Annotated in this window: 23 protein-coding genes and 2 tRNA genes; 13 read left to right on the top strand and 12 right to left on the bottom strand. The window is 72.2% G+C overall.

What is annotated here, in order from left to right:
- Genes M0M48_RS15840 through M0M48_RS15825 form a run of 4 tightly spaced genes read right to left on the bottom strand, consistent with a single transcriptional unit; the run spans window position 1 to window position 4,788 of the window.
- Window positions 1-990, bottom strand: a complete 990-nt coding sequence (locus tag M0M48_RS15840; protein WP_257751870.1) for an ABC transporter substrate-binding protein — start codon at window positions 988-990, stop codon at window positions 1-3.
- 35 nt (window positions 991-1,025) lie between these two features.
- A complete protein-coding gene (locus M0M48_RS15835) occupies window positions 1,026-1,856 on the bottom strand; it encodes an ABC transporter permease (protein WP_257751869.1) in 831 nt (276 codons plus the stop codon).
- Window positions 1,853-2,686, bottom strand: a complete 834-nt coding sequence (locus M0M48_RS15830; protein WP_257751868.1) for an ABC transporter ATP-binding protein — start codon at window positions 2,684-2,686, stop codon at window positions 1,853-1,855. Before M0M48_RS15830 ends, M0M48_RS15835 begins: the two co-directional genes overlap by 4 nt.
- The gene (locus M0M48_RS15825) at window positions 2,683-4,788 is read right to left on the bottom strand and encodes an acetate--CoA ligase family protein (protein ID WP_257751867.1); all 2,106 of its coding nucleotides are present in this window, start codon (window positions 4,786-4,788) and stop codon (window positions 2,683-2,685) included. The genes M0M48_RS15830 and M0M48_RS15825 overlap by 4 nt, the downstream gene beginning before the upstream one ends.
- 104 nt (window positions 4,789-4,892) lie before the next feature.
- Here M0M48_RS15825 and M0M48_RS15820 point away from each other — a divergent pair, with 104 nt between their 5' ends.
- Window positions 4,893-5,528 (top strand): TetR/AcrR family transcriptional regulator, encoded by a 636-nt coding sequence (locus M0M48_RS15820; protein WP_215817284.1) that lies wholly within the window; start codon window positions 4,893-4,895, stop codon window positions 5,526-5,528.
- On the opposite strand, the gene M0M48_RS15815 is transcribed toward M0M48_RS15820, so the two are convergent.
- Complete coding sequence (locus M0M48_RS15815; protein ID WP_257751866.1) at window positions 5,518-6,423, bottom strand: helix-turn-helix transcriptional regulator; 906 nt, start codon at window positions 6,421-6,423, stop codon at window positions 5,518-5,520. The two genes, M0M48_RS15820 and M0M48_RS15815, sit on opposite strands and share 11 nt — an antisense overlap.
- Before the next feature lie 143 nt (window positions 6,424-6,566).
- Here M0M48_RS15815 and M0M48_RS15810 point away from each other — a divergent pair, with 143 nt between their 5' ends.
- Window positions 6,567-7,892, top strand: a complete 1,326-nt coding sequence (locus M0M48_RS15810) for an MFS transporter (RefSeq protein WP_215817282.1) — start codon at window positions 6,567-6,569, stop codon at window positions 7,890-7,892.
- Here M0M48_RS15810 and M0M48_RS15805 read toward each other — a convergent pair.
- Genes M0M48_RS15805 through M0M48_RS15795 form a run of 3 tightly spaced genes read right to left on the bottom strand, consistent with a single transcriptional unit; the run spans window position 7,850 to window position 11,129 of the window.
- Window positions 7,850-9,358: a flavin-containing monooxygenase gene (locus M0M48_RS15805; protein WP_257751865.1), complete on the bottom strand. Its 1,509-nt coding sequence runs from the start codon at window positions 9,356-9,358 to the stop codon at window positions 7,850-7,852. The two genes, M0M48_RS15810 and M0M48_RS15805, sit on opposite strands and share 43 nt — an antisense overlap.
- On the bottom strand, window positions 9,355-10,203 hold the full coding sequence (locus tag M0M48_RS15800) for an SDR family oxidoreductase (RefSeq protein ID WP_257751864.1): 849 nt from the start codon (window positions 10,201-10,203) through the stop codon (window positions 9,355-9,357). Before M0M48_RS15800 ends, M0M48_RS15805 begins: the two co-directional genes overlap by 4 nt.
- Complete coding sequence (locus M0M48_RS15795; protein WP_257751863.1) at window positions 10,200-11,129, bottom strand: patatin-like phospholipase family protein; 930 nt, start codon at window positions 11,127-11,129, stop codon at window positions 10,200-10,202. Before M0M48_RS15795 ends, M0M48_RS15800 begins: the two co-directional genes overlap by 4 nt.
- 95 nt (window positions 11,130-11,224) lie before the next feature.
- On the opposite strand from M0M48_RS15795, the gene M0M48_RS15790 reads away from it, so the two are divergent.
- On the top strand, window positions 11,225-11,854 hold the full coding sequence (locus tag M0M48_RS15790; protein ID WP_215817278.1) for a TetR/AcrR family transcriptional regulator: 630 nt from the start codon (window positions 11,225-11,227) through the stop codon (window positions 11,852-11,854).
- 190 nt (window positions 11,855-12,044) lie between these two features.
- Here M0M48_RS15790 and M0M48_RS15785 read toward each other — a convergent pair whose 3' ends face one another.
- Both M0M48_RS15785 and M0M48_RS15780 read right to left on the bottom strand, forming a co-directional pair.
- Window positions 12,045-13,556 carry a purine-cytosine permease family protein gene (locus M0M48_RS15785; RefSeq protein WP_257751862.1) on the bottom strand — a complete coding sequence of 504 codons (1,512 nt, stop codon included), beginning with the start codon at window positions 13,554-13,556 and terminating at the stop codon, window positions 12,045-12,047.
- Between the two features lie 7 nt (window positions 13,557-13,563).
- On the bottom strand, window positions 13,564-14,001 hold the full coding sequence (locus M0M48_RS15780) for a nuclear transport factor 2 family protein (RefSeq protein WP_257751861.1): 438 nt from the start codon (window positions 13,999-14,001) through the stop codon (window positions 13,564-13,566).
- Between the two features lie 221 nt (window positions 14,002-14,222).
- On the opposite strand from M0M48_RS15780, the gene M0M48_RS15775 reads away from it, so the two are divergent.
- The 4 genes from M0M48_RS15775 to M0M48_RS15760 all read left to right on the top strand — a co-directional run bounded on the left by M0M48_RS15775 (window position 14,223) and on the right by M0M48_RS15760 (window position 19,204).
- Complete coding sequence (locus M0M48_RS15775; protein WP_257751860.1) at window positions 14,223-15,119, top strand: Lrp/AsnC family transcriptional regulator; 897 nt, start codon at window positions 14,223-14,225, stop codon at window positions 15,117-15,119.
- A 125-nt stretch (window positions 15,120-15,244) separates the two neighbouring features.
- On the top strand, window positions 15,245-17,926 hold the full coding sequence (locus M0M48_RS15770; RefSeq protein ID WP_257751859.1) for a family 78 glycoside hydrolase catalytic domain: 2,682 nt from the start codon (window positions 15,245-15,247) through the stop codon (window positions 17,924-17,926).
- A 97-nt stretch (window positions 17,927-18,023) separates the two neighbouring features.
- On the top strand, window positions 18,024-18,911 hold the full coding sequence (locus M0M48_RS15765; RefSeq protein WP_257751858.1) for a sulfite exporter TauE/SafE family protein: 888 nt from the start codon (window positions 18,024-18,026) through the stop codon (window positions 18,909-18,911).
- Between the two features lie 38 nt (window positions 18,912-18,949).
- The gene (locus M0M48_RS15760) at window positions 18,950-19,204 is read left to right on the top strand and encodes a hypothetical protein (RefSeq protein ID WP_257751857.1); all 255 of its coding nucleotides are present in this window, start codon (window positions 18,950-18,952) and stop codon (window positions 19,202-19,204) included.
- A gap of 42 nt (window positions 19,205-19,246) precedes the next feature.
- On the opposite strand, the gene M0M48_RS15755 is transcribed toward M0M48_RS15760, so the two are convergent.
- Together M0M48_RS15755 and M0M48_RS15750 are read right to left on the bottom strand one after the other, a co-directional pair.
- Window positions 19,247-19,612: a hypothetical protein gene (locus M0M48_RS15755; RefSeq protein ID WP_257751856.1), complete on the bottom strand. Its 366-nt coding sequence runs from the start codon at window positions 19,610-19,612 to the stop codon at window positions 19,247-19,249.
- The gene (locus tag M0M48_RS15750) at window positions 19,609-20,487 is read right to left on the bottom strand and encodes a 3-methyladenine DNA glycosylase (protein WP_257751855.1); all 879 of its coding nucleotides are present in this window, start codon (window positions 20,485-20,487) and stop codon (window positions 19,609-19,611) included. The genes M0M48_RS15755 and M0M48_RS15750 overlap by 4 nt, the downstream gene beginning before the upstream one ends.
- Before the next feature lie 99 nt (window positions 20,488-20,586).
- Here M0M48_RS15750 and M0M48_RS15745 point away from each other — a divergent pair, with 99 nt between their 5' ends.
- From M0M48_RS15745 to M0M48_RS15720, 6 genes are all read left to right on the top strand, one after another.
- Window positions 20,587-23,148, top strand: coding sequence for an RCC1 domain-containing protein (locus tag M0M48_RS15745; protein ID WP_257751854.1), 2,562 nt, complete (start codon window positions 20,587-20,589; stop codon window positions 23,146-23,148).
- Window positions 23,149-23,199: 51 nt separating this feature from the next.
- Window positions 23,200-24,012, top strand: a complete 813-nt coding sequence (locus tag M0M48_RS15740; protein WP_215817263.1) for a fumarylacetoacetate hydrolase family protein — start codon at window positions 23,200-23,202, stop codon at window positions 24,010-24,012.
- A complete protein-coding gene (gltX, locus tag M0M48_RS15735; protein WP_257751853.1) occupies window positions 24,009-25,472 on the top strand; it encodes a glutamate--tRNA ligase in 1,464 nt (487 codons plus the stop codon). The genes M0M48_RS15740 and gltX overlap by 4 nt, the downstream gene beginning before the upstream one ends.
- Window positions 25,459-26,442 (top strand): CPBP family glutamic-type intramembrane protease, encoded by a 984-nt coding sequence (locus tag M0M48_RS15730; RefSeq protein ID WP_257751852.1) that lies wholly within the window; start codon window positions 25,459-25,461, stop codon window positions 26,440-26,442. The genes gltX and M0M48_RS15730 overlap by 14 nt, the downstream gene beginning before the upstream one ends.
- A 45-nt stretch (window positions 26,443-26,487) precedes the next feature.
- Window positions 26,488-26,559 (top strand) — tRNA-Gln (locus M0M48_RS15725).
- A gap of 111 nt (window positions 26,560-26,670) precedes the next feature.
- A tRNA-Glu gene (locus M0M48_RS15720) sits at window positions 26,671-26,743 on the top strand.
- Window positions 26,744-26,903: the final 160 nt, after the last annotated feature.

Below are 26,903 nucleotides of genomic sequence, written 5' to 3'. Positions count from 1 at the left end.
CTACTTCGCGAGGTCGGCGTCGATGACCTCGTCCTCGGGGAGCGGGTCGGAGTAGACCAGCACGCCCTTCTGCCGGGCGTACGTCGCCTGGTAGCGGTCGGTGAGCCCGGCCGGGTAGGCCAGGTCGGGCGGGAAGACGAGCTCGGGCAGCTTGTCGAGCTGGTCCTCGGAGATCTCCAGCTGCTTGACCAGCGCCGCCCGGACGTCGGCGTCGTCGTGGTACGCGCCCTGGAGGTGGTCGGCGACGGCGCTGCGCATGCCTGCGAGGAGGCGCTTGCCCTTGTCGCGGTCCTTCTCCAGCAGGTTGGGGCCGAAGAGCACCGCACCCATGGTGATGTCGTCGGGCTGGCCGAACGCGAAGGCGAGGTCGTCGGACTTCTCCGCCTCGAGCCAGACCGGGTCGGAGAGCCATCCAGCCTTGACCGCACCGCTCTCCAGGGCGACGAGGATGTCGGTGGCGCCCATGGTCTGGAACTTCACGTCCCCGGCGGAGACGCCGCTGCGCTCCAGCTCCTCCTCCAGCACCATCGAGACCGGAGCACCGGTGCCGACGGCGGTCGCGACCGTCTCGCCGCGCAGCTTCGCGGGGTCGAAGGTGCCGTTCGGCGCGAGGTCCTTGTTGACCCACAGCCCGGAGCGGCTGTTCGGGGGCGGGAACATGCCCGGCGCCACGATCTTGATGGGGGAACCGCCGGAGACGGCGTTGAAGAACGCCGCGCTCGGCGCGCTGAAGACGGCGTCCACCTCGCCCGTGGCGAGCAGCACCATCGCGTCGCTGGGCGCGGCGGTGACGATCTCGACGTCGAGGTCCTGGTCGGCGTAGCTGCCGAGCTCCATGCCGACCAGCAGCGGCGCGAACGCCTCCAGCTTGGCGGAGATGGCGACCTTGACGGTGTTCTTGTCGGCGGCGTCGTCGGACGAGCCGCATCCGGCGAGCAGGGCGCCGGCGAGCAGCCCGGCGAGGGGCAGGGCGAGTTTTCGTTTCAACACTTCGGTTCCTTTGCGGGGGTGAGGGAGGAGGGGCGTCACCGGCGGTTCGCCGGTTGCGCCCACGGCAGGAGCCGCCGTCCGAGCGCGGTGACCAAGGTCGTGCAGAGCAGGCCGAGAAGGGCGATGACGCAGATGCCGACGTACATGGGGCGGGCCTGGAAGAGCGACCAGCTGTGCCAGATCCGGAAGCCGACGCCGCTGCTGCCCTGGACGAACTCGGCGCCGACGATCACCAGGATGGCGACGCCGACCGAGAGCCGGAGCGCGACGAAGAGCTGCGGCAGGAAGGCCGGCCACAGCACGTGGCGGAACATGTCCCACCGGCTCGCGCCGAAGGCGCGCGCCGCCTCGCGGTAGCCCTCGGGGATGGCGGTCACGCCGGCCATGCAGGTGATCCAGGTCGGGAAGAACACCGAGAGCGCGACGAGCAGGACGAGCGGCGTCTCGCCGAGGCCGAAGATCAGCAGGAGCAGGGGGAGCAGCGCGAGCTTCGGCACCGTGTAGAGCGCCGAGAGGAACGGGTCGAACGCCGCGCGGGCAAGACCGGAGAGGCCGAGCGCGAGACCGGCCGCGGCGCCGGCGGCCGAGCCGGCGACGAAGCCGACGACCACGCGGCGCAGGGTCGCGCCCAGGTCGTCGAGCAGCACGCCGCTGCGGATCATGTCGCCCGCGGTGGAGACGATCATCGTGGGCGCGGGGAAGAAGCGGACCGGGATGGCGCCCGTGCGGGCGGCGACCTCCCAGGCGACGAGCACCACCAGCGGGGTGAGGACGGCGAGCGCGCGCTCGAGGCGCCGGCGCCGCCGGGCGGTGCGGACCGGGTCGATCTCGGCGGCGGTGGGCCGGACCACCACGGTGGCGCTCACGACGCGCTCCCGCCGGCGAAGGTGCGGGAGACCTCGTCGCGCAGCAGCGTCCAGAGCTGCTGCTCCAGGGCGGCGAACGCGGGCTCGCCGCGGGTCTCGGCGGAGCGGGGCCGGGGGAGCGGCACCGGGAGGTCGGCGAGGATCCGTCCCGGTCGGGCCGACATGACGACGACGCGGTCGCCGAGCAGGATGGCCTCCTCGAGACTGTGCGTCACGAACACGACCGTGCGCCGGTCGGCCTGCCACAGCGCCAGGAGCTCCTCCTGGAGCACCGTGCGCAGCTGGGCGTCGAGGGCCGCGAACGGCTCGTCGAGCAGCAGCACCTCCGGCTCGACGGCGAGCGCCCGGGCGATCGAGACGCGCTGACGCATGCCGCCCGAGAGCGTCGCAGGGTAGGCGTCGGCGAAGTCGGCCAGGCCCAGCCGGGAGAGCCAGGTGTCGACGGTCCGGGTGGCCTCGGCGCGCGGTACGCCGGCCACGTCGAGCCCGAACCGGACGTTGGCCCGCACCGACTTCCACGGGAAGATCCCGTAGTCCTGGAACACCATCGCGGTCGGCGTCCGCCCGCTGCCCTCGTGGTGGACGAGGACCTCGCCCTCGCTGGGGCGGTGCAGCCCGGCCATCATCCGCAGCAGGGTCGACTTGCCGCACCCGGACGGGCCGACCAGGCAGACGAACTCGCCCTGGCGCACGGTCAGGTCGACGCCGTCGAGGGCGACCACGGCGTCCCGGGTGCCGTACCTCTTGCCGACACCGCGGACCTCGATCGCGGCGGCGCCCGCGGCGGCGGGATCGGTGGTGGGGGACAAGGTGGCTCCTGGGGTGCTCATGCGACGGCTCCGGCGTTCTCGTGCGAGTCGGGGATCGAGGCGAGCGCGTCGACGGCGACGACGCGATCGGGCAGGACGATGAGGGGGTTGATGTCGAGCTCGGTCACGACGCCGTCCGCGGCCAGCCGCTGGACCGCCATGACGACGTCGACGAGCGGCTCCAGGTCGGCCGGGGGTGCCCCGCGGAAGCCCTTGAGGAGGGCCGATCCGGTGAGCTCGTCGACCATCCGGTGCACCTCGGCCCGGTCGAAGGGCGGCACCCGGAAGGAGACGTCGCGGTAGAGCTCGACCGCGACACCGCCGACGCCGAGCATCACGGTCGGCCCGAACACCGGGTCGGGTGCGATGCCGACGACCATCTCGACGCCGCCGTCGACCTGCTCGCTGACCAGGACGCCGGCGAGCCCGTCGGGGTGCTCGCCCGCGGGCAGGCCGGCGACGATCCGCTCGAAGTCGGCGACGACGGCGCGCCCCGCGGCGGCGTCGGTGATCCCGAGCCGGACCAGCCCGAGGTCGGACTTGTGCCCGAGCCCGTCGACGACGGCCTTGAGCACGACCGCGCCGTCGTGCCGATCGATCGCCCGGGCGACCTCGGCGGCGTCGGCGCACAGCACGTCGCGCGAGACCGGGACGCCGTGCTCGGCGAGCAGGCTCTTCGCGTCGAGCTCGGTGAGCTGGCGCCCGGCGCCCGCCGGGGTCGGGGGCGGGTCCGGGATCGCGGGGATCTCGTGCGCCCGCTCGCGCAGCTCGAGGTGGTCGGCCAGGGCGCGGATCGCGGCGACGCAATTGCCGAACGTGCGGAACACGGGGAGCCGGGAGCCGAGCAGCACCCGGCGGTAGGCGTCCTCGGTCCCCGAGGGCGAGCCCCAGATCACGCAGATCGGCTTGTCCGTGGTCTCCGCGACCGCGACCAGGTCGGCCACGAGCGTGTCGCTCATCGGCGGGAAGGCGCCCGTGATCGGGACGACCAGGATGCCAACGGCCGGATCGGCCAGGATCGTCTCCAGGATGCGCCGGCCGCGCCAGTCGCCCACGGGGTGGCCGCCGTTGTCGACGGGATTGCTCACCCGCAGGTAGTCGGGGATCCACTGGCGCAGCGTCGTGACGGTCTCCGGGCTCAGCTCGGGCAGGTCGATCCCCGCGGCGCCGAGCAGGTCGGCCATGTGCGCGCTGGTCCCGCCGCTGATCGCGTAGACGCAGACGCCCGCGTGCGGGGGAGTGCCGGCCCGGGCGAAGAGGGCGGCGGTGTCGAGCAGCTCGTCGAGGCCGTCGACGCGGGCGATGCCGTACTGGCGCATCACCGCCGACGCGACGTCGTCCGCGCCGGCCAGGTGGCCGGTGTGCGACAGCGCCCAGGACCGGCCCAGCTCGGTCCGGCCGACCTTGACCGCGACCAGGGGGACCCCGCGGCGGGCGGCGGCGCGCGCGGCCCGGCGGAACGCCGTACCGTCGGCGAAGCCCTCGAGGTAGAGCGCGATCGCGCCGGTCTCCTCTTCGTGCGCGAAGTAGTCGACGAAGTGCGCGGCGTTGAGGTCGGCCTCGTTGCCGGTGGGTGCCCAGTGGCTGAACCGGATGCCCAGCTCCTGGCCCTGGAAGACGGGCCGGCCCTGGTGGCCGCTCTGCGTGATGAGCGCGATCGGCCGTCCGGGCAGGTCGGTGCGGAACTCCTCGAAGAGGTTCATGTTGGTGTTCGGGCCGAGCGCGCGGACCCCGGCCGCGCGCAGCGAGCGGACCAGCGCGGCCTGGCGCTGCGCGCCCTCGGGGCCGGTCTCGGCGTAGCCGGCGGCGAAGAGCACGACGAAGCCGACGCCCTTGGCCGCGATGCCCGGGAGCACCGAGTCGACGTCCCCGATGAGCACGATCGCCACGTCCACCCGGCCGGGCACGTCCTCGATCGAGCGGTACGCCGGCAGCCCGTCGATGACCGCCCGGCGCGGGTGCACGGGCACGGCCTCGGCACCGACCCGCGCGGCCCAGGCCGCGACCCGGCGCCAGTTGAGCGTCGTCGGCCGGCCCTCGGCGTCCGAGGCCCCGATCACCGCCACCCGTTCGGGTCGGAACAGGGCGTCGAGGTCGACGCTCGCGCGGTCGATGTGGTCCATCCAACACTCCTTCAGCGAAGCAAATGCTTGGTTCGGGGGGCAGTGTCAGGTTTTACTAACGATCGTTAGTCTGTCAAGCCCCAGGACCTAGGATGCGGAGTCCGATGAACGACGACACGACACGACAGCGCGGCCGCCCGCGCGGCAAGCCGGCCATCACCGCGGCCGACCGGATCCTCGACGCCGCGGCGGAGTCCTTCGCGCTCCACGGCAGCCGCGGGGCCTCGATGCGCACGATCGCCGACGCCGCGGGGATGCGCGCGCCCTCGATCTACAACCACTTCGCCAGCAAGGACGAGCTGCTCATCGCGGTCGGCAAGCGCTACTTCGCCGCGCTGGTCCCCGAGCTCCAAGCGGCCTCACGGCTGCCCGGGACCGGCGTCGACCGGCTCGAGAACCTCATCCGGGCCGCGACCGCGGTCAGCACGGCGCACCCGTTCGACCACCTCACGATGGTGCGCGAGCTCATGCAGGTGCGCCGCGAGCCGGGAGCCGAGTCGCTGGTCACCGACGGTCAGCGCTGCATCGCCATCTGGCACATGGTCATCCGGCGGGGGCAGGCCGACGGGTCGCTGCGCCCGGACATCTCGCCGGCCGGCATGACCTGGCTCATCTTCACCGCGATCACTGGGCTCACCGACCCGGCCCGGCGCGCCGACATCCTGGGCGACCCGGCGACGCGCAACGTCGACACCCTGTGCGCCGTCCTCATCGACGGCGCCCGGCCGGTCAGTCGATGACGCCCGCCTCACGCGCCAGCCGCACCGCGTGCACCCGGTTGGTCGCGTGGAGCTTGCGCATGGCGTTCTTGAGGTAGGACTTCACGGTGCTCTCGACGAGCCCGAGCGAGACCGCGACCTCGCGGTTGCTCTGGCCGAGCGCGACCTGGGTGAGGACGTCGATCTCGCGGGCGGCGAGACCGGTCGGCACCCCGCGTCCGGTACGACGCGCGGCCGGTGCCGCCGGGGCACGGCCGTGCTCGACCCGGCTGCGCACCTCCTCGAGGCGGGCGCGCAGGGCGTCGTCCTCGACGAGCGCGGCGAGGTCGGCGAGCTCGTCGGAGATGTCGCGCAGGTCGGCGCGGGTGAGCTGGACGTCGGACGGCGGCGCGGGCGTGGCCGGACGCAGGTGGCGCAGCTGACCCAGACGGCGGCGGACCTCGTCGTCGACGGCGATCTCGCGTTCGAGGCGGCGCACGTGGGGGAGGAAGGCGTCGTACCAGACGTCGCCGAGCACGACCTGGGCCCGGTGGCCGAGGTAGACGATCATCCGGGGCACCCGGTCGACCACGATGGGCAGTGCGGTGACGGTCTCGAGCTGCTCGGCGCGGACCGGGCCGTCGTACTGGTGGGTGATGCCGCGGGCGTCGTAGTAGTTGGTCACCGAGACCGGGCGGCCCATGAGCAGCGCCTTGCCGCCCAGGCCGTAGCCCGAGCGCACCCGCAGGCCCTGGAGGGCACGGGTCTGGGCGCTGTGCAGCCCGGTGATGTCGAGGGCGCCACCGCTGTCGACGACAGGGCCGCCGAAGGCCATGTCGCTGTGCCCCGTCGCGCGGAACGCGGCGAGCGAGCGCAGCAGGCGCGCGCCCTCGGTCGGCGGCTCCTGGACGAGCTCGGGGGACATGGCCAGGGACATGGCTCCCACGGTAGGTGACTGCTGTCACAGGCGGCAACGGGAGCACCCTCCTTGGGGGGTAGCACCCCCTTCGAGGGGTTCGGCGGCGTTGTGGCCCGGCTCACACTCCCGCCGACCGAAGCGAACCCTGAGGAGTGGTTTCCATGTCCCGACCGACCCCGATGCGTCGTGTCGCCTTCGCCAGCTGTGCGGGCACGACGATCGAGTTCTACGACTTCTTCATCTACGGAACCGCCGCGGCGTTGGTGTTCCCGACGGTGTTCTTCCCGGCGCTGGGCGACTCGGCCGCCAGCGTGGCGTCGTTCGCGACCTTCGCGGTCGCGTTCATCGCCCGGCCGCTGGGCGCGATCGGGTTCGGCCACTTCGGTGACCGGCTCGGGCGAAAGAAGACCTTGATCAGCACGCTGCTGCTCATGGGCGCCGCGACCGTCGCGATCGGCCTGCTGCCCGGTGCGGCGACGATCGGTGTGGCCGCGCCGATCCTCCTGGTGGCGCTGCGCTTCCTGCAGGGCCTGGCCGTCGGTGGCGAGTGGGCGGGCGCGACGCTGCTGGCCGCGGAGTACGCGCCGGCGCACAAGCGCGGCCTCTACGGCGCGTTCCCGCAGATGGGCCCGGCGCTGGCGTTCGCCCTGTCCAGCGGGACCTTCCTCGTCGTCAACCGGGTCGTCGGCGACACCAGCCCGGCTTTCCTGGACTGGGGCTGGCGGGTGCCGTTCATCGCCAGCGCGCTGCTCGTCGCGGTCGGTCTCTACGTGCGGCTCAAGGTCGAGGAGACGCCGATGTTCCAGGAGAACGCCCGCACCCGGGCGTCCACCCAGGGCCCGCTCGCGTCGGCGCTGCGCCACCAGTGGAAGGAGATCCTCCTCGGCGGCGGGTCGTTGGCGATGCTGTTCGCGTTCTTCTACGTCGGCACCGCGTTCCTCACGTCGTACGGCACCACCGCGATCGGGCTGTCCCGGGCGACCGTGCTCACGATCGGCGTCGCCGCGGCGTTCGTCTTCGGCACCATCACGCTGCTGTCGGCGGTCTACAGCGACCGGATCGGCCGCCGCAAGGTCGTGCTGTTCTCGTGCCTGCTCGCGATCCCGTGGGGCTTCGCGCTGTTCCCGATCCTCGACCGCGGCACCGGTACGGCGTTCGCGCTCGGCCTGTTCGGCACGCTCGCGATCTTCGCGATGTCGTACGGTCCGGCGGGCGCGATGCTGCCGGAGATGTTCCGCACGGAGTACCGCTACACGGGCGCCGGCATGGCGTACAACCTGGCCGGCGTGATCGGTGGCGGCACGGCGCCGTACCTCGCCTCCGACTTCGCGGAGGCGGGCAACACGGCGGCGATCGGGTGGATGCTCGCGGTCTTCGCCCTCGGCAGCGTGGTGTGCGTGCTGCTCATGCCGGAGACCCGGCACCGGGCGATGACCAGCGAGGCTCAGGAGGCTGAGGCGGCCACCCTCGCGCCGGTGAACGTGTAGTCGTCCAGCGGGAAGCGGGTGGCCTCGCGGGCCGCGCTCAACGTCGACGTCGGGCGCAGCAGCACCGCCTCGCCGTGCTGGTTGAAGTAGTAGCTCCGCGCGGTGGCGCAGCTGCCCGCGTTGAACACGGAGTTGCCGAGGAGGCCGGTCATCCGGTCCAGGAACTGGTCGTTGGCCTCCTCGGTGACCTCCACGACGTCGGCCCCGCGCTGGCGCATCGCGCCGAGCACCCGGCCCAGGTGGGCCATCTGGGTCTCGATCGTCGTGAAGTACGACAGGCCCGAGTAGGAGTAGGGGCTGTTGAGCGAGAAGAAGTTGGGGAACTTCGGGACCGTGATGCCCTCGTAGGCGCAGAACCGGTTGTCCCGCCACCACTTGCCCAGGTCGCGGTCCTCGCGGCCGACGATCTGCACGGCCGGGAAGTTCACGTCCCACAGGTTGAAGCCGGTGGCGAGGACGAGCACGTCGAGGTCGACGCGGTTGCCGTCGGTGGTGACGATGCCGTGGGCGTCGACGTGGTCGATCGAGGTCGTCTCCAGGTCGACGTGCGGCTTGGTGAACGTCGGGTAGTAGGTGTTGGAGAACGTCGGCCGCTTGCAGCCGAAGTCGTAGTCCGGCGTGAGCTTGGCCCGCAGCACCGGGTCCTTGACCTGGCGCTTGAGGTGGGCCGCGCACGCGCGCTTGCCGGCGGCGTTGGCCCACGGCAGGTCGCGGAAGTGCAGGACGCCGGCGACCATCATCACCTCGAGGATCGAGGTGCCGACCAGCCGCGTCGCCTTCTGGGTGAGCGGGACCTTGGCGAACGCGGTGCGCACGACGCCCGGCACCGGGCCGTCCATCTTGGGCGAGACGTAGATCGGCGTGCGCTGGTAGACGGTGAGGTGGTCGGCGACCTTGGCCAGCTCGGGGATGAGCTGGACGGCGGTCGCGCCGGTGCCGATGATGCCGACCCGCTTGCCCGCGAGCTCGATGTCGTCGTCCCAGCGCGTGGTGTGCACGACGGTGCCGGCGAAGTCCTCGATGCCCGCGATGTCGGGCAGCTTGGGCTGGGAGAGGAAGCCGGTCGCGGTGAGCAGGAAGCGCCCGCGGACCACCTCGCCGCCGGCGAGCGTCACCTCCCACGCGGTGGCGTCCTCGTCCCAGCGCGCGCCCTCGACCACGGCGCCGAAGCGCATGTGGCGGCGCAGGCCGTACTTGTCGGCGACGTGGCCGGCGTACTTCTTGAGCTCGGGGCCGGGGGCGAACAGCCGCGACCAGTGGGGGTTCGGCTCGAAGGAGTAGGAGTACGTCGAGCTCGGGATGTCGACGGCGAGGCCGGGATAGCGGTTGACGTGCCAGGTGCCGCCGAGGTCGTCCTCGCGCTCGAGGATGACCAGGTCGTCGTAGCCCTGGCGGTGCAGCTCGATCGCGGCACCCATGCCGCCGAAGCCGGCGCCGACGATCACGGCGTCATGGATGGTGCTCATCGGGAGTTCCTCTCGGTGGCGGCGTCGGCCAGACGCTCGGTGTTCGACGCCCGCTCGGCGGTGTCGGCGTGGAGGGCGCGGTCGTCGCGCATCAGGCGCCGGAACCGGTCGAGGACCGGCACGGGCACCAGGTGGGAGCCGGCGGCGAGCGCGCCGACGTACCCGGGGACCGCGATCTCGGCGTCGCGGCTGCGGACCGAGCCGACGACGGCATCGGCGATCCGCTGGGGGGAGACCTTGGGGATCGGCTTCATGTCGAGGCCTGAGGCGAGGTCGGTGTCGACCGCGGACGGCAGTACTGCGGTGAGGGTGACGCCGTGGGGCGCCATCTCCAGGCGGGTCGCGGCGGTGAGCCCGACGACCGCGAACTTGCTGGCGTTGTAGACCGCGAGTCCCGGGATGGGGAACTTGCCGGCCAGCGAGGCGACGTTGACGACGTGGCCGCGGCGGCGCTCGACCATGCCGGGCAGGACCCGGCGCATGCCGTGCAGGACGCCGTGGACGTTGACCTCCATCATCAGCCGGTCGAGTGCGGGATCCATGTCGAGGAAGGCGCCGTTGGGCATGATCCCGGCGTTGTTGACCAGGACGTCGACCGGGCCGTGCTCGGCCTCCGCGGCGTCGACGAACGCGTCGTACGACGCCCGGTCGGCGACGTCGAGCAGGTGCGCCGACGCTCCGGTCGCGGCCGCGGTGGCCCGTGCCGTGTCCAGGTCGAGGTCGCCGAACGAGACCTTCGCCCCGCGGGCCAGGAACGCCTCGACGGTGGCCCGGCCGATGCCGCGGGCACCGCCCGTGAGCGCGACGTGCGCTCCGGCCAGGTCGATGGGGGTGGGACGGGTCATCGGCGGGCCTCCTGGCGGGCGACGAGGGAGGGAGCGGTGCGGGCGGCGACCTCGCGGACCCGCTCGACGCGCGAGCGGTCCATGAAGTTCGCGCCCATGGCGGACAGGTCGGTGGGGCTCGGCTCGATCCGGTGGACGCGCGCGCCCGCGGCTCGCAGCTGGGCGACCTCGCTGTCGACGCGTCGCGTCATCGGGTGCCGGAGCAGCCGTTCGGCCCGCTCCGCCCCGCGGGCGCGGGCGCCGCCGTGGCTGGACATCGGGGCGACCACGACGACCTCGTCGATCCGGCCGTCGGCGACGTGGGGGAGCAGGAGGTCGGCCGAGGTGGGCGACACGGCACCGCCGTCGACGTAGCGGCGAGCGCCGATCGCGACGGGCGGGAACCAGCCGGGGATCGCCCACGAGGCCGCGATCGCGTGGCCCAGGGAGGTCGCGGGGGCGTCGGCGCGGCCGAGCGGCACGCGGGCGCCGGTGCGGGTGTCCGCGGCGACCAGCCAGGTGGCGGGGTGCGCGACCCAGCCGGTGTCGGGGTCGGCGAGCGCGGTGCCCAGGTCGACGAGCCACTGCGCGTCCCCGCCCCCGCGGGGGAGCAGCCCGGCCAGCCCGGACAGCACGTCGCCGCGGCCGCGCAGCGCGGCCCGGGTCAGCCCGAGCGCGGGCAGCGTGGGCCGGGGCAGGCCCGGCAGCCGGCCCGGCGCGCCGGGGCAGGACAGGTGCGCCGCGACGCGGGCGTCGCTGCGGTCCTCGATCGCGCCCGCGGGCACGCCGGCGCCGAGGAGGGCGACGAGCTCGGCCCCGGCCGACGTACCGATGAGGACGTCGGCGGTCCGGGTGTCCCAGCCCTGCCGGTCGAGCTCGGCGAGCACGGCGGCGGTCCAGGCGAAGCCCAGCGTGCCGCCGCAGCCGATGACGAGTGCGCGCCCCATGTGGCCCCCTGCGGGTCGTGTCGAGCAAAGCGGAATGGCGTGTCAGTTACGGAACGTATCGTCAGTTTCGGCGATCTGCAATAGGCTCCGGTGTCATGACGGCGACCACGGAGGGGCTCACGCGACTGGAGCGGCGCAAGGCCGAGACCCGCCGCGAGATCATCGAGGCCGCGTTCACGTGCTTCGCGGAGCAGGGCTACCACGCCACCGGGATCGCCGACATCGCCGCGCGCCTGGGCATCGGGCACGGCACCTTCTACCGCTACTTCGAGAACAAGCGCGACATCGTCGAGCACGTCATCACCGACCTGATCGACCGGATCGTCGGCGCGCTCGGCGCCGAGAACGCGCCCGACGCCGTCAGCACGCTCGACGAGTACCGCGCCCAGACCGCCCGGATCGGCACCGCCCTGGCCCAGATCTTCAGCGAGGACCCGCGCGTCGCCCAGCTCCTGCTCTCCGCCGCGGGCATCGACGACGCGATGCGCGAGCGGATGCTCGACCTGTTCGCGATGACCACGCCGCTCACCGCGGCGTACCTGGAGCACGGGGTGCGGCTCGGCTACCTGCGCGCCGACCTCGACGTCGAGCCGACCGCGCAGTCGATCAACGGCATGATCCTGGGCTCGGTCCTCGTCGGCATGCGCGATCCCGCGCCCGCGCAGCAGGAGCGGCTGAGCGCCGCCATCCGTGCGGTGATGTACGACGGGATCGCGGCGCGCTAGCGGCGGGGGTCGCCTGGGCGCCTGGTCGGCGGCGGGCGCGGGTAACACGCCGTCCACCGCACTACGCGCCGGTTGTCGGCGCGACACGCCGTGGAATCGGGGCGTTCGGCAACGACAACCGCCGGGTAGCAACGCGGACAGCGTGTTACAGCACCGCTGCCCGGGCCGGGCAGGGGCCGGTGCTCGGGAGCTAGTCGCCGACGATCGGGTGGTTGGCCGCCGGACCGGTCGGGACCAGCCGGGCGCCCTCGGGGCCGTAGGCGTCGGCCGGCTCGGGGAACACGAAGAGCGCGCCCAGGTAGAGGATCGCGGCGAGGCCGAGGCTGATCGGGATGCTCAGGTCGACGCCGTTGGCGTGGTCGCCGAGCCAGCCGACGAACTGGCCGGGCAGGTTGACGAACAGCAGGCCGACGCCGGCCGCGATGAGCCAGGCGCCCATCGCGCGCCAGTTCCAGCCGTGCGCGAACCAGTAGCGGCCACCGTGCTGGCGGCGGTTGAAGACCTGGAGTGAGTCGGAGTCGTACCAGCCGCGGCGCACGAACCAGCCGATCATCATCACGACCATCCACGGCGCGGTGCACACGACGATGAGGACGGCGAAGGTGCTGATGCTGGTGACCACGTCGATCGCGAACCGGCCGACGAAGATGAAGGCGATGGCGAACGCGCCGATGAAGGCGGTCGCCTGGACCCGGCTGAACGCCGGGAAGACGCTGGAGAAGTCGAGGCCGGTGCCGTAGAGCGCCGTCGTGCCGGTGGAGAGACCGCCGATGACGGCGATCGCGCAGACCGGGAGCATGAACCAGCCGGGGGAGACGGCGAGCAGGCCGCCGGAGTAGTTGCCGGCCGCGAACAGGTCGGGCTGCGCGGTGGCGACGATCGTCGCGGTGGTCAGGCCGAAGGTGAACGGTACGAGCGTGGCGATCTGGGCGCCGAAGGCGGCGAGCATCAGGTGCCGGCGCGGGGTCTCGCGCGGGATGTAGCGCGACCAGTCGCCGAGGAAGGCGCCGAACGAGACCGGGTTGGACATCACGATGAGGACGGCGCCCACGAAGGCCGGCCAGAACAGCGATCCGGTGGCGGTGCCGGCGTACCCGGCGTCGAAGTCGCCGGCGAAGGCGACGATGCCGAGCACGAACAGCAGCGTCGTGGCGACCACGGCGATCTTGTTGACCAGCAGCATGAAGCGGAAGCCGTAGATGCACACGACGAGCACGAGGACGGCGAACAGGCCGTAGCCGACGGCCAGGCTGGCGTCGTTCTGGGGGATCTTGATCGCGCGGTGCGCGGCGCCGATGAGCATGTCGCCCGAGGACCACACCGAGATGGAGAAGAACGCGAGCGCGGTCAGCAGCGACAGGAACGAGCCGACCACCCGGCCGTGCACGCCGAGGTGGGCCGAGGACGAGACCGCGTTGTTGGTGCCGTTGCGGGCACCGAAGAGCGCCATCGGCGCGAGCAGCGCGGCGCCGACGAGCAGGCCGATCACGATCGCGGCGGCGCCCTGCCAGAAGGAGAGGCCGAAGACGATCGGGAAGGTGCCGAGGACGACGGTGGCGAACGTGTTGGCGCCGCCGAAGATGAGCCGGAAGAGGTCGACGGGCGAGGCGGTGCGCTCCTCGTCCGGGATCGGCGCGATGCCGTTGACCTCGATGGTGGTCGCGGCCGGCGGAGCGGCGGCGGCGCGGTCGGTGGTGGTCATCGGAGCCTCACTCGGCGATCGGGGACAGGTGCTCGTGGACGGCGACGAGGCCCGCGCCGGTCGCGGTGAACACGATGGTCTCCCGCTCGGCGTACGACTCCTCGGCGTACGACTCCTCGGCGGCGCCCGCGGCCGGGCGGACCGTCGTGCGGACGGTGTGGGTGAAGATCGCGGTCGAGCCGGCGACCTGGACCTTGCGCTCGGTGCTTGCGCAGGCGAGGACCTGCCAGCCGTCGGCCAGCCACGACGCCCACCGCGCCTCGTACGCCGCGCGGTCGTCGAGCCGGGCCGGCTCGGTGTGGAAGACGAACGTCGCGTCGGGTGCGAAGCACGCGAAGTAGGCGTCGGTGTCGGTCGCGGCGAAGGCCGCGACGAGGTGGTCGGCGGCGGCGAGGACGGCGGCCTCGGTGAGTGCCTGCCGCGGCTCGGTCGGGGCATCGGTCACGTCGTCCTCCTGGTCCTCCGGCGCTGATCGGTCGGCTGACGCTACGGCGGGGTGGCGGTGGTGACAAGCACAACCCGAGGTCCCCATCCGGGCCGGAGTATCGATCTGCCGGTGTGCTGGGCGGATCCGGCGCGATCTGGGATCGTGAGGTGCGCAGCGTTATCGATCGGCCGGTGGCCGTCGCGGAAATATCTTGCTGCGACTTCGTGCAAGGAGGTCTCGTGGACGACGTCGATGCGCGGATCGTCGCGCTCCTGGCCGCCGACGGACGGATGACCCACCGCGAGATCGCCCAGCGCACGGGGCTGTCCCGCTCGGCCGCGGGGGCCCGGCTGACCCGGCTGCTCGCCGACGCCGCGGTCGTCGTCCGCGGCGCGGTCAATCCCGAGCTGCTCGGCCAACGCGAGCTGGGCTACCTCGCGCTCGGGGTGGACGGGCCCGTCCTCCCGGTCGCCCGCGCCGCCGCGGAGCGCACCGATGCCACCCTCGTCTCGATCACCACCGGCGACCGCCCCGTCGTGGTCGAGGTCCGCGAGCCCGATGCGGCGGGCTTCGCGGCGGCGGTCGCCGGGCTGCGCGCGCTGCCGGGCGTCGTCGCGGTCGACACGCTCGTCTACGCCGCGGTGCACCGCGACGTGCTCGGCCCGGTCGGCCCGGTCACCTGCGAGGTGGACGAGGTCGACCTCGACCTGCTGCGGCTGCTGCAGGCCGACGGGCGCGCGTCGTACGTCGCGCTGGCCGAGGCGGTCGGGCTCACCCCGGCCGCGGTGCGCCGGCGGGTCCGGCGACTCGTCGCGTCGTCGGCGGTGCGGATCGGTGGGCTGGCCCGACGGACCCGGTTCGCGGGGCAGGACGTCACCGGCGTCGCGGTACGGGTCGGGGGTGCCCTCGACCCGGTCGTCGCCGCGGTCCTGGAGCTGCCCGACGTCCTCTTCCTGGCGGCCACCTACGGTCGCGCCGACCTGCTGCTCACCCTCGCCGACGGCCGTTCGCAGCCGACCCTCGACGTGCTGGAGCGGATCCGCTCGCTGCCCGGCGTGCGCGACGTAGTGACCTGGCAGCACCTGGCGATCGTCAAGGAGTCCTACGACGCGCTGGCCCTCGTCCCGCAGGGGTGAAGGCGCGCGCCTGGCGTGATGCCTCGATTCGGTGACAAGGGCGCGCAGGATCGCCTAGAGTGGCGGATCCCACATATGAGAACTTGCGTTCGCATATGTGAACATCGTCGATGACTGGAGCCCCCATGCCTGCCGTACCTGCCGATGCCGACTACCTCCCTGAACCGTGCGCCGACCGGTTGCGGACCGGTTTCCGGGTCGCGCCGCTGGGCTTGCCCGCGGCGGCCACCACTTTGAGCTGGTCGCCCAGGGGGGCCGGGGCATTCGACGTCGTCCTGCGCGATGAGTCCGGGGGCGAGGTGTGGAGCGCCCGAACCGGTGGTGCGCGTGCGGTGGTTCCGGACGGGGTGCTCGACAGGCCCGGCGGGCGCTACTCCTGGACCTTGTCGCCGGCCGACGGTCCCGGGCAGGGCAGTCCGGTCACGGCATCCTTCGAGCTCGGTCTCTCGGCGCCCGATTGGAGTGCTGCCTGGATCTCGACCGCGCCCGTGCCCTACCCGCGCGAGACGTTCGACCCGGCTCCCTATCTGCGTGCCGAGTTCGAGGTCGCCCCCGGCTCTCCTCGGGGCCGTCGACGGCTGTTCGCGACCGCGCTCGGCCTCTACCGGGTCTGGCTCAATGGCACCGAGCTCACCGCGGAGCAGGTGCTGCGGCCGGGCTGGACCGACTACCGCACGCGTGTCCACCACCAGACCTTCGACTGCGACGACATCCTGGTCGACGGCACGAACGTCCTCGCCGTGACCCTGGGCAAGGGCTGGTACGCAGGGCGGCTCGGTCTCCTCCCCGAGCCCGGCTACTACGGCAAGCATCCCGCCTTCCTGGCGCAGTTGGAGGAGATCGCGCCCGATGGGAGTCGGCAGGTCCTCTGTGCGACAGGCTCGCCGTGGCGCGGGTCCACGGGTGCGATCCAGGCCTCCGACCTGCTCCGTGGCGAGATCGTCGACTATCGGCAGGAGCCGACCGGTTGGCGGGATCCTGGATTCGACGACGCGGCCTGGCGGGCGGCTGTCGTCGTGCCCCATCGCGTCCCGGTGGTCCCGCAGCCGCACGACTCGATCCGCCGGCTCCGCGAGCATGTGGGCTCGCTGGTCTACACCCACGCGCAAGGCCCGGCCGTCTTCGACTTCGGGCAGAACCTGGTCGGCTGGACCAGGATCCACTCCACCACGCTTCCCGACACCGAGATCGTGGTTCGCCACGGCGAGACGCTCACGGTCGATCGGCTGGTCGCGCGGGAGACGCTGCGGCACGCGTTCCAGGAGGACCGCTACGTCGCCTCTCCTGGCCCCGAGGTCGACCTGGAGCCGTCCTTCACCAGCCACGGTTTTCGCTATGCCGAGGTGTGGGGGCTTCCGAACGCTGCGCCGTCGGGTTTCGTGGAGATGCTGCCGAGCACCTCGGTGACGGCGTATTCGATCGAGACGGCGCATGAACGCGTCGGCACCTTCGACTCCTCTCACCCGCTTCTCGGGCGGCTGGTCGAGAACATCGCCTGGACGGTCCGGGACAACTTCCTCGAGGTCATCACGGACTGCCCCCAGCGCGACGAGCGGTGCGGCTGGCTCGGCGACGCGGGAGTCATCGCGCCGACCGCCGGCTACCTGTTCGACTGTGCGGCGTTCCTCGCGAAGTTCTGCCAGGACGCAGCCGATGCCCAGGGTGAACAGGGAGATCTCCCGGATTGGGCACCGTCCTACCCGCCCGGTGACACCGCGCCCGGTGCGCCCGGCTGGTCCGACGGGTACGTTCGCATGCTCGGACTGCTGGTCGAGGGCTACGGCGACACCCTGACCGGCGAGCGGCACTTCGATCACGTTCGGCGCTACCTGAGCTTCGTTGACCTGCACAACCCGGACGGTCTGCGCCGCAACGCGGTCGGCTTCAACTATGGCGACTGGCTCTCGCTCCCCTCCCCGGAGCAGGAGGGAATGGACGTCGATCCGGCCTACACCTGGACGGGTGCCTTCTCGACGAGCCGGAAGGACGTGGTCGGGACCGCGCACACCTATCGGTCCTATGTGCAGGCGGCTCAGATCGCCCACCGGCTCGACCGCGCGGCGGATGCCGACCGGATGCACGAGCGCGCCACGCAGATCCGCCAGGCCTATCTCGATGCCTTCGTCCGTGACGATCTCACGATCGAGGGGGCAACGCAGACGGCCTACGCTCAGGCGATCGGCTTCGGCCTCTTCACCGGCGCGGAGGCCGTCCAGGCTGCCGGCCATCTGCGCGACCTGATCGAGAAGCGTGGCTACCTCACGACCGGAATCCATGGCGTCCAGCACGTCCTGTCGGCGCTTGCGCGCCACGGACATGCCGACCTCGCGATCGACCTGCTCCTGCGCGAGGAGCTTCCGAGTTGGCTGTACATGGTCAACGCCGGGGCGACGACCATCTGGGAGAAGTGGGATGCGATCCGTCCCGACGGCTCGCGGGCCACCGCCGAGATGAACTCGATGAACCACTGCGCCCTCGGCTCGGTGGGAGCCTTCCTCTACGAGGACCTCCTGGGGATCCGGACGATGGGGGCCGTGTTCGACCGGGCGCTGACGATCGCGCCCGTCTACACCGACCGCATCGACCGGGTCGGCGGGTCGACCGACGGCATGGTCGGGCGGATCGAGAGCAGTTGGCAACGCGCTTCCGATGGGATCGAGCACACGATCCTGGTGCCGCCGTCCATCGCGGCCACGTATCGCGCGCCGGCCGGATATGTCGTCGCTGATCCGGACGCGCCCGGGCGGTTCGCCACGGAGCTTCACCTTGCCTCGGGGGTGCATCGCCTGCGCGCGCGTCGCGGCTGAACGGCTGGTGATGATCGAGATTCGACGCGTTCAAGGTCATGTATGTAGCCTTGATAGGTAGGGTTTATCGCGTTGATGAAGAAAGCGGGGTGCCGCCATGTGGCTGGTCGCCGTGTTCGCACTCGCCGGCGGGCTCGCGCAGCTCGTCGACGGGACGCTCGGCATGGGCTTCGGGGTCACCTCGGCCACCGTCCTGCTCGCCCTCGGCGTCGCCCCCGCCACGGCCAGCGCCGCCACCCATGCCGCGAAGCTGCCGACCACCTTCGTCTCCGGCATCTCGCACTGGCGGGCCGGCAACGTCGACAAGGCGGTGCTCCTGCGCGTCGCCGTCCCGGGCGCGATCGGCGGCTTCGCCGGCGCCGTCATCCTCACCTCGATCAGCCTGGAGGCCGCCAAGTCGTCGATGGCCGGCCTGCTGCTCTTCTTCGGCCTCGTCATCCTCGCCCGCTTCGGCTTCGGCTTCCGGATCATCCCGACCCCCAAGTCCGGCCACACCGCCCGCTGGCTCTCGCCGATCGGCCTCCTCGGCGGCTTCGTCGACGCCACCGGAGGCGGCGGCTGGGGCCCCGTCGTCACCCCCAGCCTGATGACCGTCACCACCCACGAGCCCCGCCGCGTCGTCGGTACGACGAACGCCGCCGAGTTCGTCGTCGCCCTCTCGGTCTCCACCGGCTTCATCACCGGCGCCGCCCACCAGGACATCCCGTGGCTGCCGGTCATCGGCCTCGTCATCGGCGGCGTCATCGTCGCCCCCATCGCCGCCCGCCTCGCCGGCCGGCTCCCGCACGCCCCGATGGGCGCGATGGTCGGCGGGCTGGTCATCCTGGTCAACGCGGTGACCGTCGTCGGCGCGATCGGCGATCTGCACATCGCGCTGGACGTCGTACTGATCGTGGGGTGGCTGGCGCTGGTCGGGCGGATCGCCTGGGTGGCGTGGGGGCGGGAGCGTCGTACGGCTTCGGGCGGGCAGCCGGCACTCGTCTGAGCGGGCCGCGTAGCCCGCGCTTGCGCCATGATGTGCCGGTGGACCCGCGCCAACGCAGTGCCGACCGACGCAGGTTCAAGCGGATCGCCTTCGCCTTCGCGGTCGGACTCGCGTGCATCCTGCTCACGCTCGCGCTGCTCGCCCTCGGCGTGGACGAGGCCGAGGGACGCCCCGGCCGGTCGGTCTGGCTCGGCTTCCTCTTCGGAGCGGGCTGGATCGGTGCCGCGCTCTACGAGCTCGGCCGCCGGCTCGTGACCGGGCCGACGAAGCCCGGCAAACGAGCGCGCCACTGAACGACGGCCGTGCCGCGCCCGGCTATCGGCAGCGACCTGCGCTCAGCGACTCGTCTCGCGAAGCCACCACTCCACCGAGCTCTCGGCCTCCTCGAGCTCCCGTTGGCGGCGCAGGGCGTGCTCGACGAACTCGCCAGGGAGCCGAATGTCGTGTTCGTAGACGTAATGCGCCAAGCCCTCCGGCCACACGTAGGTGCCGTCCGTGAAGTCCAGCGCGCCGTTGTCCTTGCCGCACATCCGGCAGGGCGAGAAGCCCATCCAGGCATGGAGCATGGTGCCGCTGGCCAGGTAGTGCCAGACGGCGTGCCGCTCCTCATCGTCCCAACCGGCATCCACCCAGTCGGCCGGCGACGGGTACTCCGGATGCTGCTCGTTCCGCCAGAAGCCGATGAGTCTCAGCACGGTCATCCCGTCACTGTAGGGACGCGCGAGAGCAGGCGCCGGCACTCCTCGATGAGCTGGTTCCTGAGCGGTGCCGCGCGCTCCGCGAACTCCCGCTGCGCCTCCGCGTACGCCGCCTTGCCCTCCGCCGTCTCGATCCGCACCGGCGCGAACCCCAGGTCCGCCAAGTCGTACGGCGCCGCCCGCATGTCGAGCACCCGCACGTCCCAGGCGAGCTCGAAGCAGTCCGCGACGAGGTCCGAGCAGATGAGCGGGGAGAGCCGGAAGGCGTGCTTGTAGAGGTCCATGCCCGCGTGCAGGCACCCCGGCTGCTCGAACGCGACGCGGTCGTCGCGCCCGGGGGAGAGCGTGTTCAGCGGCCGGGCCGGGGGAGTGAAGAAGCGGTAGGCGTCGAAGTGCGAGCAGGCGATCCGGTGGCCCTCGACGACGGCGTCGGTGCCGTCCGGGCCCAGGCGCAGGGGCCAGTCGGCGTGGCGGGTCTCGTCCTCGGTGAGGCGGTAGACCATGGCCCACTCGTGCAGGCCGAAGCAGCCGAAGTGGGGCGTACGGCCGGCGGTCGCGGTGAGGAGGCGGTGCAGCGCCTCGACCAGCGGCCGCTGCGAGGCCAGGTACGCAGCCGTGACGCCGACGCCGACGCCGTCGCCGACAGCCGAGCCCACCGGCCCGTACCCCTTGAGCGAGGCGTGCTCGGCCGACGCCGGCAGCGTGGTGCCGTACCCCGGGTGCCAGCGGCGCAGCTGCGCCGGCCGGTACGAGTAGTAGGTGAACAGGAAGTCGAAGACCGGGTGCTTCACGTGCGACTCGCGGCGCGCGAGGTGCGGGGCGACGTAGGCGTCGATGCGGGCGGCGTGCGCCGTCGCTCGCTCCTGCCAGGTGTCCACGCCACCGAGGTTAGTGACCGGTTGTCGCATTCCGCGGTGCAGGTAGCTGCGGACGCCTAGCCTGGACATCCCCCACCGACCTAGCTCCCGAGGTCTTCCGTGCTGCTCACACGCCTGCTCCGCACTGTCCTGCCGTTGCTCCTCGCGGCCGTCCTCCTCACCGGTGCGCCCGGTGCCGCCGACGCGGCGACCAAGCGCACCGTGAGCATCACGGCCGCCCCGGCCCAGGCCATGGCCGGGTCGAGCGTGACGCTCACCGGCCGGCTGACCCGCTCCCCGAAGGGGACACCGCTGGTCGTCCAGCGCAAGGTCGGCGCCGGGTGGGCGAAGGTGGCGTCGGTGCGGACGAAGAACAAGTCCGGCGCCTACACCGTCAAGCTCGCCCGTACGACGACGCCCGGCACGTCCTACTACCGCGCGGTGGCGCCCAAGCGCGGCAAGCTCAAGGCGGCGACGTCGCGGGCGGTCGCCGTGGTCTCGCAGACCTCGGTCGCGGTCGGGCTCACCGTCGACCCCGTCTCGGTCGTGGACGGCATCCCGACGCCGGTGACGCTGAGCGGCACGGTCCGCCCGTTCGCCGCCGGGACGACGGTCACGCTCCAGAGCCGGTCCGGCGCCGTGTGGGTGCCGGTGACGACCGCGAAGCTCAGCGCGACGGGCGCCTTCACGGCGACGACGACGGCCTCGGGGGAGATGACCTACCGGGCGACGGTCCCGGCGGGCGGGCCCCGCCTCGCCGGCGTCTCGCCTGCCCGGACGCTCGGCGCCACCGCGCCGATCCCGGTGATCGAGACGTCCTCGCTGCCGAACGGCGTGCAGGGCACGCCGTACTCGAAGCAGCTCAGCGCGGCCGGCGACCCGGTCGGGACATGGTCGGTGAGCGGTCTGCCGAACGGGCTGACCTATGTCCCCGCGACCGGCGTCATCAGCGGTACGCCGACGACACCCGGCATCTCGAACGTCACCATCGGCTTCACCCAGACCGCGAACGGAGTCGCCGCGAACCCCGTCCTCCTGCCGCTGCAGGTGACGGCCGCACCGCCGCCGGTGATCTCCACCTCCTCGCTGCCGGACGGGCTGCAGGGCACGGCGTACTCCAAGCAGCTCGCCGTGGTGGGCAACCCGGCCGGCACCTGGTCGGTGGCCGGTCTGCCCAACGGGCTGACCTACGCCGCCGCGACCGGCCTGATCAGCGGTACGCCGACGGCCGCGGGCACGTCCAGCGTCACGATCGGCTTCACCCAGACCTCGACGGGAGTCGCCGCGACGCCGGTGGTCCTGCCGCTCCTGGTCGCCGCACCGCCGCCGCCCGTGATCTCCACCTCCTCGCTGCCCGACGGCCTGCAGGGCACGGCGTACTCCAAGCAGCTCGCCGCGGTCGGCAGCCCGGCCGGCACCTGGTCGGTGACCGGTCTGCCCAACGGCCTGACCTACGCCGCCGCGACCGGCGTCATCAGCGGTACGCCGACGGCCACGGGCACGTCCAACGTCACGATCGGCTTCACCCAGACCTCGACCGGCGTCCCCGCCGTCGCCAAGGTGCTCTCACTGCGGGTCGACGCCCCCGCGGTGGCCCCGGCGACGGTGCGGCTCAGCGCGGGCGGGCAGTACGGCTGCCGGGTCAACGCGGACCACACGGTCGACTGCTGGGGCTACAACTTCGCGCAGCAGCTCGGCCAGCAGCTCGACCTCCAGAACCCGCGCAACCCCACGCCCACCCAGGTCGGCACGTCCAGCGACTGGGTGGACGTCTCGGCCGGCGGGGCGGCGCAGTGGGCGCACGTCTGCGGGATCCGCGCCAACCGCAGCCTGTGGTGCTGGGGCTCCAACATCGACGGCGAGCTCGGTCAGCCCGGCGCCGGCACCGAGTTCGTGCCGAAGCGGGTGGACGTCGGGCGCAACTGGGCCGCGGTCAGCTCGGGCTACGCCCACACCTGCGCGGTCACGACCGACGGTCAGCTCTGGTGCTGGGGCAACGACACCTTCGGCCAGCTCGGCCGGCCCGGGGACGCGGCACCGGACCGGGTCGGTACCCGCAGCGACTGGAAGTCGGTCTCCGCCGGCTACACCCACACCTGCGCCACGACCACCGGGGGCCAGCTGTGGTGCTGGGGGTTCAACCCCCGCGGCCAGCTCGGCGACGGTACGACGAACGGCTCGGACGTCCCGGTGCGGGAGGGCTCGAACGGCACGACCTGGGCCGCCGTCTCGGTCAGTGCCGGCACCAGCTGCGCCCTCAAGACCGACGCGACGCTGTGGTGCTGGGGCTACAACGCCCACGGCGAGACCGGCACCGGCAGCCCCGGCACCGACCGGCTCCTGCCGACCCAGGTCGGTGCGGCCAGTGACTGGGAGTCGGTCTCGGCGACCGGCGCCGGCGGCCTGGGCAACCACGCCTGCGCGGTCAACACCGGCGGCCAGCTCTGGTGCTGGGGCTACAACGGGGACGGCGAGGTCGGCACGGGCGACACCACCCAGCGGGTCACGCCGACCCGCGTCGGCACCGACTCCGACTGGGCCCAGGTGGCGACCGGCGGCAGCATGACCTACGCCCTCAAGGACGACGGGACGCAGCGGTCGTGGGGCAACAACTTCCAGGGTCAGCTCGGCACCGGCGCCATCAACGCGGGCAGCCTGTCGCCGGTGACGATCCTGCCCTGAGCGCCCGCTCACGATGACGGAGGCGCACGCCGCGCCCGATAGGCTCGCGGCGTGCGCATCGTCCGATTCACCACAGGCGAGGAGCCGTCCTACGGCGTCCTCACCGGCGACCTCGACGAGTACGGCCAGCCCGGGGACGACGCCGTGGTCGTCGGCCTCGCCGGCGACCCGCTCTACGTCGGCATCAAGCTGCTCGACAAGGAGTACCGGCTCGAGGACATCCGCCTGCTGGCGCCCGTCCTGCCCCGCAGCAAGGTCGTCGGCATCGGCCGCAACTACGCCGCCCACGCGGCCGAGCTGGGCAACGAGGTGCCGAGCGAGCCGATGATGTTCCTCAAGCCGAACACCAGCGTGATCGGCCCCGACGACGTGATCCGCTACCCGCGCCAGTCCACGAACGTGCACTACGAGGGCGAGCTCGCCGTCGTCATCGGGCGGATCTGCCGCGACGTCCCGGCCGAGCAGGCGACCGACGTCATCCACGGCTACACGATCGCCAACGACGTGACCGCGCGCGACCTGCAGAAGGCCGACGGGCAGTTCACCCGGGCCAAGGGCTTCGACACGTTCTGCCCGCTGGGGCCGTGGATCGAGACCGATCTCGACCCGCACGACTTCGCCGAGGGCCGCCGGGTGCAGACCTTCCTCAACGGCGAGGTCGTCCAGGACGGTACGACGGCCGACATGATCTTCGACGTGCCCGCACTCGTCGCGCACGTGTCCAGCGTGATGACGCTGCTGCCGGGCGACGTCATCCTCACCGGCACCCCCGAGGGTGTCGGCCCCCTGCAGGTCGGTGACGAGGTCGAGATCTCGATCGCCGGTCTGGGAACCCTCACGAACAAGGTGGAAGCACGCGCATGAGCAACGTACGAGTCCGGATGGCGCCGTCCCCGACGGGCAGCCCCCACGTCGGCATGATCCGGACCGCCCTCTTCAACTGGGCGTTCGCCCGCCACCACGGCGGCACGTTCGTGTTCCGCATCGAGGACACCGACAAGGAGCGCAGCACCACCGAGTCGCTCGACTCGATCCTCGACCTGATGCGCTGGCTCGGTCTCGACTGGGACGAGGGCCCCGAGGTCGGCGGCCCGCACGCGCCGTACTTCCAGAGCGAGCGCAGCGACAAGTACGCCGACGCGCTCGCCCGGCTCAAGGACAGCAGCCACACCTACGACTGCTACTGCACCAACGACGAGGCTGCCGCGCGCCGCAAGGCCGCCGGCTCCAAGGTCCAGGGGTACGACGGCTTCTGCCGCGAGCTCACCCAGGACCAGGTCGACGCGTTCGTCGCCGACGGCCGCAAGCCCGTCGTCCGGTTCCGGATGCCCGACGGCTCGATCACCTGGAACGACCTGGTCCGCGGCGAGGTGAGCTTCGAGACCGAGTTCGTGCCGGACTTCGCGCTGGCCCGCGCCAACGGCGACCCGCTCTACACGCTGGTCAACCCGGTCGACGATGCGCTGATGGAGATCACCCACGTCCTGCGTGGCGAGGACCTGCTGTCGTCGACGCCGCGCCAGATCGCCCTCTACGAGGCGCTCAAGGCGGTCGGCATCGCGAAGGCGACGCCGGAGTTCGGCCACCTGCCCTACGTCATGGGCGAGGGCAACAAGAAGCTCTCCAAGCGCGACCCCGAGGCCCACGCGCTGGCCTACCGCGACCAGGGCTACCTGCCCGAGGGGCTGCTCAACTACCTGGCCCTGCTGGGCTGGGCGATCGCGGCCGACCGCGACGTCTTCTCGCTCGAGGAGATGGTCGAGGCGTTCGACGTCACCGACGTCGTCCCCAACCCGGCGCGCTTCGACCTCAAGAAGTGCGACGCGATCAACGCGGCCCACATGCGCCTGCTCTCCACCGACGAGATCACCCACCGGGTGCTGCCGTTCCTCAAGCGCGACGGCGTGGTCGGCGACCCGGTCGGCGACGCCGACGCCCAGCTCCTCGAGCTCGCGATGCCGCTGGTGGCCGAGCGGATCAACAAGCTCTCCGAGGCCAGCGGGCTGCTCGCCTTCCTCTTCGTCGACGAGGCCGACTTCGCCGTGGACCCCGAGGACGCCGAGAAGCAGCTCGGCGAGGCCGGCCGGCCCGTGGTCCAGGCCGCCCACGACGCGCTCGCCGCGCTGGGCACCTGGTCGACCGACGCGATCCAGACCGCGCTCCAGGACGCGCTCGTCGAGGGCCTGGGGCTCAAGCCCCGCAACGCCTTCGGCCCGGTCCGGGTCGCGGTGACCGGCAAGCGGATCTCGCCGCCGCTGTTCGAGTCGCTCGAGCTGCTCGGTCGCGACCGCAGCCTCGGACGGCTGCAGCGTGCCCTCGGCTGACCCCGCCCCGCACCTCCGGTACGACGAGCTCCACCGGCTCGGGCCGGCGGGCGCCTGGCGGCCCTTCGCCGGGATCCCGTCCCTCGTCGTGCTGTTCTTCATGGGGCAGGTCGTCCTCAGCGTCGTCCTGACGACGCTGCTGGTGGCCGGGGGCGACACCTCCAAGGAGGCCGTCGAGAACCTGTCCGGCGACGTCACGACGCCCGCCTTCCTGGCGCTGGTCAACCTCGGCTGGGCGGTCGCCATCCCGATGGTGTGGCTGGTCGCCCGGGCCCTGCACGACCAGAGGCCCGGCTGGGTGGCGTCGGTCGTCGGCGTCTTCCGGTGGCGCTGGTTCGCGGTGTGCCTGGGCCTCGCCGTGGTCTCGCTCGGCCTGACCTTCCTCGTCTCGACCGTGCTGCCCGACCAGGGCGCCGGCTCCGTCGACGTCGGCGGGGGAGCCAACCCCTGGACGTCGACCGTGCGCGACTTCCTGCTCGTCATCGTGCTGCTCACCCCGCTCCAGGCGGCGGGGGAGGAGTTCGTCTTCCGGGGCTACCTCGCGCAGGCCTTCGGCGGGCTCGCCGCCCGCTTCGGGTCCCGGACCGGCGCGGCGGTCGCGGTCGTCGTACCGGCGGTGCTGTTCGCGCTCGCCCACGGCCTCGGCCAGGACGTCCCGATCTTCTTCGACCGGCTGGCCTTCGGTCTCGTCGCCGGCCTGCTCGTGCTGCTCACCGGCGGCCTCGAGGCGGGCATCGCGATGCACGTGCTCAACAACTTCTTCGCCTTCGGCCTGGCCCTCGCCTTCGGCGACATGACCAGCGCGCTCAACCCGAGCGGCGGCACCTGGTGGGCCATCCCGGTGACCCTGACCCAGTCGGTGAGCTACCTGCTCCTGGCCGTCCTCGCCGCCCGCCGCATGGGTGTCGCGGCGCGCACCGATCCCGCCACCATCGGGGCCATTTTGGAGGCGCGGCGGGGCCGCGTGTAGTGTTCCTGGTCGGCCCGGTCCTCCGGGATCAGGCCGATGCAGCAGTGGTCTATGGTGTAATTGGCAGCACGACTGGTTCTGGTCCAGTTAGTCTAGGTTCGAGTCCTAGTAGACCAGCGAGTTCTCGCGAGAAGGCCCGAGAAAGCGCCGATTTGGCGCCGAACGGACAAGATCGCTAGAGTTCCGCAGGTCGTTGAGAGACCCCCTCGGGGTCAACGCAGCGACATTGCCCCCGTTGTGTAGCGGCCTAGCACGCCTGCCTCTCACGTAGGTAGCGCCGGTTCGAATCCGGTCGGGGGTACAGCTTCGGGCCCGGTCCATCAGGACCGGGCCCGAGTGCGTTTTCGGGCTGGACGCCTGGCTCTCCCGGGCGCGCCTTTGCGCGCCATTCGTCCAGGAACGGCGGGACGGCGCGGGCGGACGGTTGACGAGCCCGGCCGGGGCCGCTTGGGTGAGCGCAC

It is taken from the genome of Pimelobacter simplex, assembly GCF_024662235.1.
Taxonomy (GTDB): domain Bacteria; phylum Actinomycetota; class Actinomycetes; order Propionibacteriales; family Nocardioidaceae; genus Nocardioides.
Note: the sequence above shows the minus strand (reverse complement) of the source record. Positions and strands in the feature narration are given on the sequence as shown.